Source organism: Microbaculum marinum (assembly GCF_037855135.1).
GTDB classification, from domain to species: Bacteria; Pseudomonadota; Alphaproteobacteria; order Rhizobiales; family Tepidamorphaceae; genus Microbaculum; species Microbaculum marinum.
In genome coordinates this window covers 226,097-234,490 of sequence record NZ_JAZHOF010000010.1, presented here as the reverse complement: position 1 = coordinate 234,490, position 8,394 = coordinate 226,097, and the positions used below count along the sequence as shown (strand labels likewise).

9 protein-coding genes are annotated in these 8,394 nt (G+C 65.8%); all 9 read right to left on the bottom strand.

The window, feature by feature from the left end:
- Window positions 1–326, bottom strand: a 326-nt coding sequence (locus V3328_RS22305) for a CoA transferase (RefSeq protein WP_340331933.1), incomplete at its 3' end; no start/stop codon positions are given.
- A 42-nt stretch (window positions 327–368) separates the two neighbouring features.
- Window positions 369–1,079 carry an ABC transporter ATP-binding protein gene (locus V3328_RS22300; protein ID WP_340331932.1) on the bottom strand — a complete coding sequence of 237 codons (711 nt, stop codon included), beginning with the start codon at window positions 1,077–1,079 and terminating at the stop codon, window positions 369–371.
- On the bottom strand, window positions 1,057–1,839 hold the full coding sequence (locus V3328_RS22295; RefSeq protein ID WP_340331931.1) for an ABC transporter ATP-binding protein: 783 nt from the start codon (window positions 1,837–1,839) through the stop codon (window positions 1,057–1,059). Before V3328_RS22295 ends, V3328_RS22300 begins: the two co-directional genes overlap by 23 nt.
- A complete protein-coding gene (locus tag V3328_RS22290) occupies window positions 1,836–2,846 on the bottom strand; it encodes a branched-chain amino acid ABC transporter permease (protein ID WP_340331930.1) in 1,011 nt (336 codons plus the stop codon). Before V3328_RS22290 ends, V3328_RS22295 begins: the two co-directional genes overlap by 4 nt.
- Window positions 2,843–3,712: a branched-chain amino acid ABC transporter permease gene (locus V3328_RS22285; protein ID WP_340331929.1), complete on the bottom strand. Its 870-nt coding sequence runs from the start codon at window positions 3,710–3,712 to the stop codon at window positions 2,843–2,845. Before V3328_RS22285 ends, V3328_RS22290 begins: the two co-directional genes overlap by 4 nt.
- A 75-nt stretch (window positions 3,713–3,787) precedes the next feature.
- Window positions 3,788–4,972: an ABC transporter substrate-binding protein gene (locus tag V3328_RS22280; protein WP_340331928.1), complete on the bottom strand. Its 1,185-nt coding sequence runs from the start codon at window positions 4,970–4,972 to the stop codon at window positions 3,788–3,790.
- Window positions 4,973–5,076: 104 nt separating this feature from the next.
- A complete protein-coding gene (locus V3328_RS22275) occupies window positions 5,077–6,054 on the bottom strand; it encodes an NAD(P)H-quinone oxidoreductase (protein ID WP_340331938.1) in 978 nt (325 codons plus the stop codon).
- A gap of 99 nt (window positions 6,055–6,153) precedes the next feature.
- Window positions 6,154–7,542, bottom strand: coding sequence for an MmgE/PrpD family protein (locus V3328_RS22270; RefSeq protein ID WP_340331927.1), 1,389 nt, complete (start codon window positions 7,540–7,542; stop codon window positions 6,154–6,156).
- A 13-nt stretch (window positions 7,543–7,555) separates the two neighbouring features.
- The gene (locus V3328_RS22265; RefSeq protein WP_340331926.1) at window positions 7,556–8,368 is read right to left on the bottom strand and encodes an aspartate/glutamate racemase family protein; all 813 of its coding nucleotides are present in this window, start codon (window positions 8,366–8,368) and stop codon (window positions 7,556–7,558) included.
- Window positions 8,369–8,394 lie beyond the last annotated feature (26 nt).

Here is an 8,394-nt window from a genome sequence, read left to right as displayed (position 1 = left end):
ATCCCCGGCCGCAGGTTCTGCACCACCGCGTCGGCCTCCGCCACGATCAGCGCCTTCAGCGCCGCAACCTCGCCGGCGTCGGCAAAGTCCACCGCCACACCCTCCTTGCCCCGGTTCAGCGCCGCAAAGGACGACGACGTCTCCTTCCAGAACGGCGGGCCCCAGCCCCGCGCGTAGTCGCCCCCCGACGGGTTCTCAACCTTGATCACCCGCGCCCCGAGATCCGCCAGCACAAGCCCCGCATACGGCGCCGCAACGCTGTGGCCCAGCTCAACTACCGTGATCCCCTCCAGCGGTGCGCCCGACGCGGCGCGATCAGAGGTCATGGACGAACCTTCCTGGTATCGAAACCGTGCACGCCGAACCCGCTATACGCCCAGATAGGCGGTGCGCACCCGCGGATCCTGCCGCAGGTTGGCGCTGGCTCCGACCGCGGCGACGCGACCGAGTTCCAGAATGACCGCGCGCGGAGCGATGCTCATGGCCCAGTTGGCGTTCTGCTCGGCCAGCACCACGGACAGGTTCTCGCTCTTCTGCACCTCGGCAATGATTTCACCGATCTTCTCGACGACGATCGGGGCGAGACCGAGCGAAGGCTCGTCCAGCAGGAACAGGCTCGGCCGCGGCATCAGGGCCCGGCCGATCGCCAGCATCTGCTGCTCGCCGCCGCTCAGCAGCCCCGCGCGTTGCCCCGAACGCTCCTTCAGCCTCGGGAAGTAGGCGTAGATCTGCTCCAGGCGTTCCTCGAACTCGGAGCCGGTGCGCGCGTAGGCGCCGATCCGCAGGTTTTCGAGTACCGAGAGATAGGGGAAGACACGCCGGCCCTCGGGCGACAGACCGACCCCCAGACGTGAGATCGCGGACGGTCGCAGGCCCTTCAGGTTCTTATCCTGCAGGCGGATTTCGCCGGTCGGATAGGAGACCATCCCCAGAATCGCCTTGAGGGTGCTGCTCTTGCCGGCGCCGTTCGAGCCGATCAGCGCGAGCGTCTCGCCCTCCGCCAGGTCGAACGACACGTCGTCCGTGCCGAGGATGCGGCCGTAGCGGACCTGCAGGTTAGTGATCGACAGCAGCGCCATGGCCCTTCCCCAGGTAGGCTTCGATCACTGCGGTGTTCGAGAGCACGTCGGCGGGAGTACCGACCGCCAGTCCGCGACCCTGATGGATCACGAAGACGCGGTCGCAGAGCCCGGAAATGAAGCGCATGTTGTGATCGATGACGATCACGGTGATGCCGCGCTCGCGGACCCGCTTGATGGTGTCGCGCACATGGTCGGCCTCTTCCGCGCTCAGCCCCGCAACCGGCTCGTCCATCATCACCAGTCGCGGCCTGGCAGCCAGCGCGATCGCCATGCCGAGGGTCTTCTGGTAGCCGTACGGCAGGTTGCCGGCGGTGATTTCCGCAACTTCGGTCAGGCTCAGCCAATCGAGGACCTCGTCGACCAGCGCCTCGGCGGCGGAACGCTTCCTGCGCGCCGCCGCCGTCGCGAACAGGGCGGGAAAGAAGCCGGGAAAGAGCGACAGATAGGCGCCGCGCAAGGTGTTCTCCCGCACGGTGCGCTGATCGAAGACGGTTGTCGCCTGGAACGTCCGCACGAGCCCCTTGTCGGCGAGGCGGTGCGGCGCGATGCCGGTGACCTCTTCGCCGCTGAACAGCACGCTGCCTGAATCCGGCTTGATCACGCCGCTGATCAGGTTGATGGCGGTCGTCTTGCCGGCCCCGTTCGGGCCTATGATGCCGAGGATCTCGTTGTCGTTGACATCGAACGACAACCCGTCGACGGCGGCGACGCCGCCGAAATGCCGGGAGAGATCGCTGACGGACAGAAGCGCCGTCATGCCGATGCCTCCCGCCCGCGTCCTAGCAGTCGCCGCAGTCGCGCCACCAGCTCGATGATACCGCCCGGCAGGAACGCCATGACCAGGATCAGGCTGACGCCGAAGAAGACGCGCTGGAGCTCGACATAGCCGCGGAGGAACTCCGGCAGGATCACGAAGAACAACGTTCCCACGATCGGTCCGATGAGCTGGTGCATCCCGCCGACGATGTTCATGACGACGAAGTTGAGAGACTGGATGATCGAGAACGACGTCGGGTCGATGTAGCGTACGAACGAGCCGAACAAGGCGCCGGAGATTCCCGCCAGTCCGCAGGCGATGACGAACATCGTCACCTTGACCCTCAGAACCGGGATACCCGAGCACTCCGCAAGACGCGGGTCTTCGCGGATCGCGTCGATGCTGCGGCCGATTTCCGATTGCAGCAGGCGCGCCACGAAACCGATGCAGACCAGCGCGAAGCCCAAAGCGAAGTAGAAGAACGCGATCGGCGACTCCAGGAACGCATAGGGGACCGGTATCCCGAAGATGCCGTTTGAGCCGCCGGTGAAGGACTGCCAGGAGACGAAGACCAGCCGGATGATCTCGCCAAGCAGGAAAGTCACCAGCACGAAGTACTTGCCCGACAGGCGCAGCAGCAGCGGACCCACCACCAACGCGACGGCAGCCGGAGCCAGGAACGCCAGCAGGATGGCGACCGGGTACGGCAGCCTGTAGCTGACGACGGCGATGACGCTCGCGTAGGCGCCAAGCCCCATGAACGCCGCATGCGCGAGCGACACGTGCCCCGTGCGGATGATCAGGTGCAGGCTCGTCGTGGCGATGCCGGTGATCAGCAGCGTCGTGCCGAGCGATATCGTGAATTGGTCGGAATCGATCAGTGGCAGAGCGGCGAAGGCAACGATCAGGACGACCGCGATCGCCGCCTTGATCCGCGTGGTTCCGATGCCGCTGACAGCTGGCGCCGCGGGGGCTTCGGAGGGTGAACCGGCTTCGGCGAGTGTCATGTTTCCGGCGTCCCGAGCAGGCCCCAGGGGCGGAAGACCAGCAGCAGGATCACCGCGCCGAAGGTGACGAACACGGATGTGGTCCCGCCGAAGTAGGTGCCGAGGAAGCTTTCGGACAGACCGAGTATGAGGCCGCCGAGGGCGACGCCGGGAATGCTGCCCATCCCGCCGAGGATGACGGCGATGAAGGCCATCATCAGCGGCCGCTCTCCCATGAAGGGAGACAGGACGTAGGTCTGCGCGAAGAACCCGCCGGCGAGCGCGGCCATGAAGATCGCGATGAAAAAGGACAGGGTGTAGATGCGATCGGTGTTGACGCCCTGCACCTCGGCGATTTCGACGTCCTGTGCCGCCGCGCGCATCGCCAGGCCGTAGCGGGTAAAATGGGTGAACAGGTAGAACGCCGCCAGGGTGGCCGCGGCGACGGCGATGATGACGAGCTTGTTGCCCGACAGGAAAAGCGGACCGACCTTGTAGACTGCCGAGATCGGCGCAGGCACCGAGCGTTCGTGGGGATCCCAGATGATCACCGCGGTGAAGACGATCGCCATGTCGAGCCCGAGCAGCCCGATCATGCTCTGGAACATCTTCTGGTAGAACCAGCGATAGACCAGCCGCTCGAAGACCAGCGACCCGGTGGCGACGGTCAGCGCCGCCAGCGGCGCCGCGATCAGGTAGGGCACCTGGAACTGACCGTAGATGTAGTAGAGCGCGTAACCGCCCAGCATGGCCATCGCGCCGTGGGCGAAGTTCACGACTCGCATGATCCCGAACAGCAGCGTGAAGCCGAGCGACACCAGAATGTAGATCGCGCTCAGGCTGATGCCGTTGATGAAGACCTGCCCGAGCACCGCGGGTGAATACATGGCTCGCGCCCCTGCCAGTGGCTGAAAGATCCGCGCGCCGGCACTAGCCGCCGACGCGCGGATTCCGTCGCCTGCTCAGTCGAGATCTGGAACGATCTTCGCTTCGACCACACCTTTTCCGTCAACGACCTTCATGATGTAGAAGGGGATGACGATCTGGTGCTCGACGCCGTACTTCTCCTTGCCGGTCCACCTGACCGGACCGAGAAATGGCGTCTCCCAGCCTTCCATCTTCTCGATCTCGTCACGCACCTTGGAGGTGTCGAGCGAGTCCGCGCGGCGGATGCCCTCGAACAGGATCTGCGCGGCGCTGTAGTACTCCGGCGCCAACCCGTTTATGAGGCCCGTGTACTTCTCGCGGTACATGTCCAGGAAGTTCTGCATCTTCGGGTCGGACAGGTCGACGACGTCGTACTTGAGGAAGCCTTCGGCGGCAGGACCGACGGCCTCGACGATCTCGGCGACCCCAGCGCCACCGGCCTGCAGCACCTTGCCGGAGTAGCCGACCTCGCGAGCCTGTTTCAGGAGAAGGGCCGCCTCGCCCGGGGCGTTGGAGTTGAGGTCGAACAGGTCGACGTTCTCGGTCACCATCCGCAGCAGGATCGGCGTGAACTCCTTCGCGCCGCGCTCGTAGAAGTCGGTCCAGACCTCGAAGCCCTGGTTCTTGTAGCGCTCGACGAGCGCCGTGATCGCCTGCTGGCCGACGGCATCGTTGGGCGCGATCATGCCGACCTTCTTGACCTCCGGCATCGATTCCTTGACCCATTCGACGACGGGATCGGAGAACTCTCCGCTGGAGAGGCCGACACGGAAGACGTGAGAATCGTCCTTCCACTCGTTGTCGAGAATCTTCGGCGCATAGCCTTCGACGAACTGGAGTACCTTTTCGGGCTGCGTGACCGGGATTGCGCCAAGCGCGCCGGGCGACCCCATCGGTCCGAACATGAAGCGCACCTTCTCGTCATGGACGAGGCGTTCGGCGGCCGTCTTTGCCTGCGCAGCGTTGTACTGGTCATCGAACGGGATGACCTTCAACGTGTAGGTCGTCCCGTCGACGGTCAGGCCGCCGTTGGCGTTCACCTCTTCCGCGGCGATCTCGACGCCGCGGAGCAGGCCCTGCCCCCAAGCGGTGCCGCCGCCGGAAAGCGCCGCGATGACGCCGATCTTGAGTTCCTCGTCGGCATGTGCGGCAGGCACATAAGGCCCGGCGGCGAGCGAGAGCGCTCCGAATGCCAATAAAGTGCGTTTGAAATCGAGCATTGCATTACCTCCCTGTTTTGCCCGGATTCTGTGGTTTCCCAACTGTGTCGTGCCGGGTGCGGGCAGTGCCCCTTGGTGTCGGGGTTCTCTTTCCAGACCCCGGCTCAGGAAACGGTCATCACGACCTTCCCGAAATTCTCGTTGTCCTCGAGGATGCGGTGCGCTTCGCGGACGTCGTCGAAGGGCAGGACCGCATGCATGACCTGATCGACCGAGCCGTCGACCAGCCGCGGCAGCCAGTTGGCCACGAAGCGGTCTGTTATGCCGGCCTTCTCGTCGTCGTTCTGCGGACGCAGGGTGAACCCGCGCACCGTCAGCCGCTTGTAGAGGATCGGTCCGGTGTCGATGTCGGCGACGCCGGCGCCAAGCACGCCGACCTGGACGATGCGCCCCTTCAGCTTGAGCACCTTCAGGTGTCGCTGGAAGTACGGCGAACCGATGAAGTCCTCCACCTGATCGACGCCATCGGGATAGAGGCGCAGCAACTCGTCGGCGAAATCCACGGCCTTGTAGTTGATCACGTTTTCGGCGCCGAGCGCTTTGGCCGCAGTGATCTTCTGCTCCGAGCCGGCCGTGCCGACCACTGTCGCGCCGCGGCTGACGGCCATCTGTAGCGCGCTGGTGCCGACGGCGCTGCCGACGGCATGAATCAGGATCCGTTCGCCGGCCGAGAGGCCGCCCAGTTCGAACAGCGTCTCATGGGCGGTGCAGAAGGTCTCCGCAACGGCGGCCGCCTTGACGTCGGTCCAGCCGTCCGGCGTACGCACCGCATGGCGATGATGGATGACGGCGTATTCGGCATAGGCGCCGGCGGCGACCAGCCCGAAGACGCGATCGCCCGGTTTGAAATCGCCGGCGTCGGCTCCGACTTCGGCGACCTCGCCGGCGAACTCGACCCCGAGAATGTCGCCCGCGCCGGGCGGCGGCGCATAGATTCCCGAACGCTGCATGGCGTCGACACGGTTCACGCCGATCGCCCCGACACGGACGAGAAGCTGATCCGGCGCCGGCGATGGGCGCGGCATATCGGTCAGGCTCAGCACTTCCGGACCGCCGAACGGAGGCGCGGTGACCGCTTTCATGGTTGCCAAGTCGATTCCTCCCCTGGCCATTTTTTTCTGCAATTATGAAACGTTTTCTCCAAAAGGTAAAACGTTTCATCTCCTGACGCGGAAGTCTGGTCAGAACCTCCTGATGACAGGATCGAGAAGGCCGCCGACCGCAACGGCACGTTTGCTGTCGATCGCCCCGAATACCTGCTCCGCGAAGGCGGTGCCCCGGCCGGGCGCCCACCCCATGCGCAGCAGCCGCGCCTCGATCAGCGCGGTCGCCGTCGGCCGGTCGTGGTAGAGCAGCGTCCGCGGCGCCTCGCGCGAGGAGCGCGTAAGTACGGTGCCGTCCTTCATGCGCAGTTCGATCGTGCTGTCCTCCGGCCCGCCGACGTCGTCGGGCTCGATGGTGGCGATGGCCGCCAGGCGGAGAACCGTCGGATGGTCCCGCCGGTCGCGATTGATGTCATATTCGAGTTCGCCGAAGGTCAGCATTGCCGCCGTGGCGAAGACGGTGCTGGCCAGCGCCTGCGCCGTCTCCGTGAACGGTCCCCGGAAGTCGGTGCCCGGATACTCCGAATAGGGCCGCCACAAAGTCAGTCGGATGCCGTCGATCGCGTCGACGTCGACGCCGTCGTCGTGGAGCAGTTTCGCCGCCACGGCAGGCGCCATGTTGTCGCCGAGCGTCGCATAGGGCTTGGCCACGATAGCCGAAACGATCGCTTCGGGATCGGGATCCGCGCTCCAGTCCGGCGGTGGCGCGTCGAGGCCGGCATAGGCGGCGAGCAGGCCCTTCGGGCCCTCCAGGCCGGTCGGCGCGCCGACCACGCCGCGCGCGGCAAGCAGCGCCGCCGTGACGCCGCCGGATGCGGCCCGTCCGTTCTGCAGCCGCCATTCGTCGGAACCGGTCCGCACCGGCTCCAGCAGTCCGCCGGTGATGCTGGTGGCGATCCCGATCGCCTTGGCGGCCTGGCCGGAATCGAGCTTCAGCACGGTCGCGGCGGCGGCCGCGGCGCCGACCGTCCCCAGCGCCGGGCTCGTGCGAACACCGCGTGCGATCATTGCGCGGGCGACCGTTTCGCCGGCACCGAGCCAGTTCATAGCCGTATAGCCGGACACGATGCCGCGCAGCACAAGGTCGAGGTCCGCCCCGCACGCCTCGCCGAGCGACACGGCCGCAGGTACGACGAAGGACGCCGGATGGGACCAGGATGAGTACTCGGAATCGTCGTGGAAGTGGCCGTGCACTGCGATGCCGTTCGCTTCCAGCGCCCCCGACAGCAGCGTATGGGCACCGTTGCCCCAGATCCTGGCGTAACCAGGCTTTTCCGGGAGATCGGCAATCGTGTCGCAATAGGCCAGGAAGGTGGCTTCGCCGCGCGCCAGGATCGCGAGACCGAAAGCGTCGAGCAGGCAATAGGCCGCCTTGTCCATGACCTCCTGCGACAGCGGCATCGTGGCGCAGTCGCTGGCGAACCGGCCAAGACGCGCCGTCGGCTGAACCGGCGTGGTCGCTGTCATCGCCCGCCCCTGCTCATCTGGCCATGATGTCGGAAACGATGTGGCGCAGGTTTGCGACGACGTCGTCGGGGGGCTTGGCATACTCGCCGACCCGCGAGACCTGCAGGCCGGACTTGCGCCGCAACTGGACCATCATTTCCGCGAACGCCACCAGCGAGCCGTAGGAGTCCAGCACCGGCGTGCCGTCGACCGCCTGAACGCCGTTGCGCACGAGCGCGATGTTGAGCACGCCTTCCGCGGGAACGATGATATCGGCACCGCGCGCGATCAGCTTGCGGGCCTGATCGGAGAAGCGTTCGACGAACTCGGTGGAGCCCGCGAATGCGTGATCGAGTTCGTGCTCGTCGATCGGCGGATCGAACGCGGCCACCACGTTGACCTTGCCGCCGAAGCCGTGGTGGACCACCAGCTTGCGCAGATAGGCCGCCATGTTCTCGTCCAGCGTCAGGAATCCGAACGAGCGCGCCACGGTGGACGAGACGAGCAGCGCCGTTTCGCAGGAGCTCACCACGGGGATGTCGACGAGGCTCCGCGCCTCCTCGAGGCCCGGATCGAGGAAGCAGCTGATCGCCACCGCATCGTATCCTTCGCGCTCGGCGGTGACGATGTTGTCGACGACCTGGAGATCCGTCAGCTTCAGGCCGTAGTTGAACTTCGTCATTGCCACCGGCGGCATGCCTTCCGGATAGGTCCCCGGTCTTATGCCGTGCAGGTCGACGGTGGTCTCCGGCCCGCAGATCGCTCTGGCATGGTCGCCGAGCATCGCCCGGTAGCCGGGCAGGCGTGACAGGTCCGTATAGCTCTGGTGCCAGATCCGTATCGGCATGCCCCAGCGTCTCCATCCCATTCGCG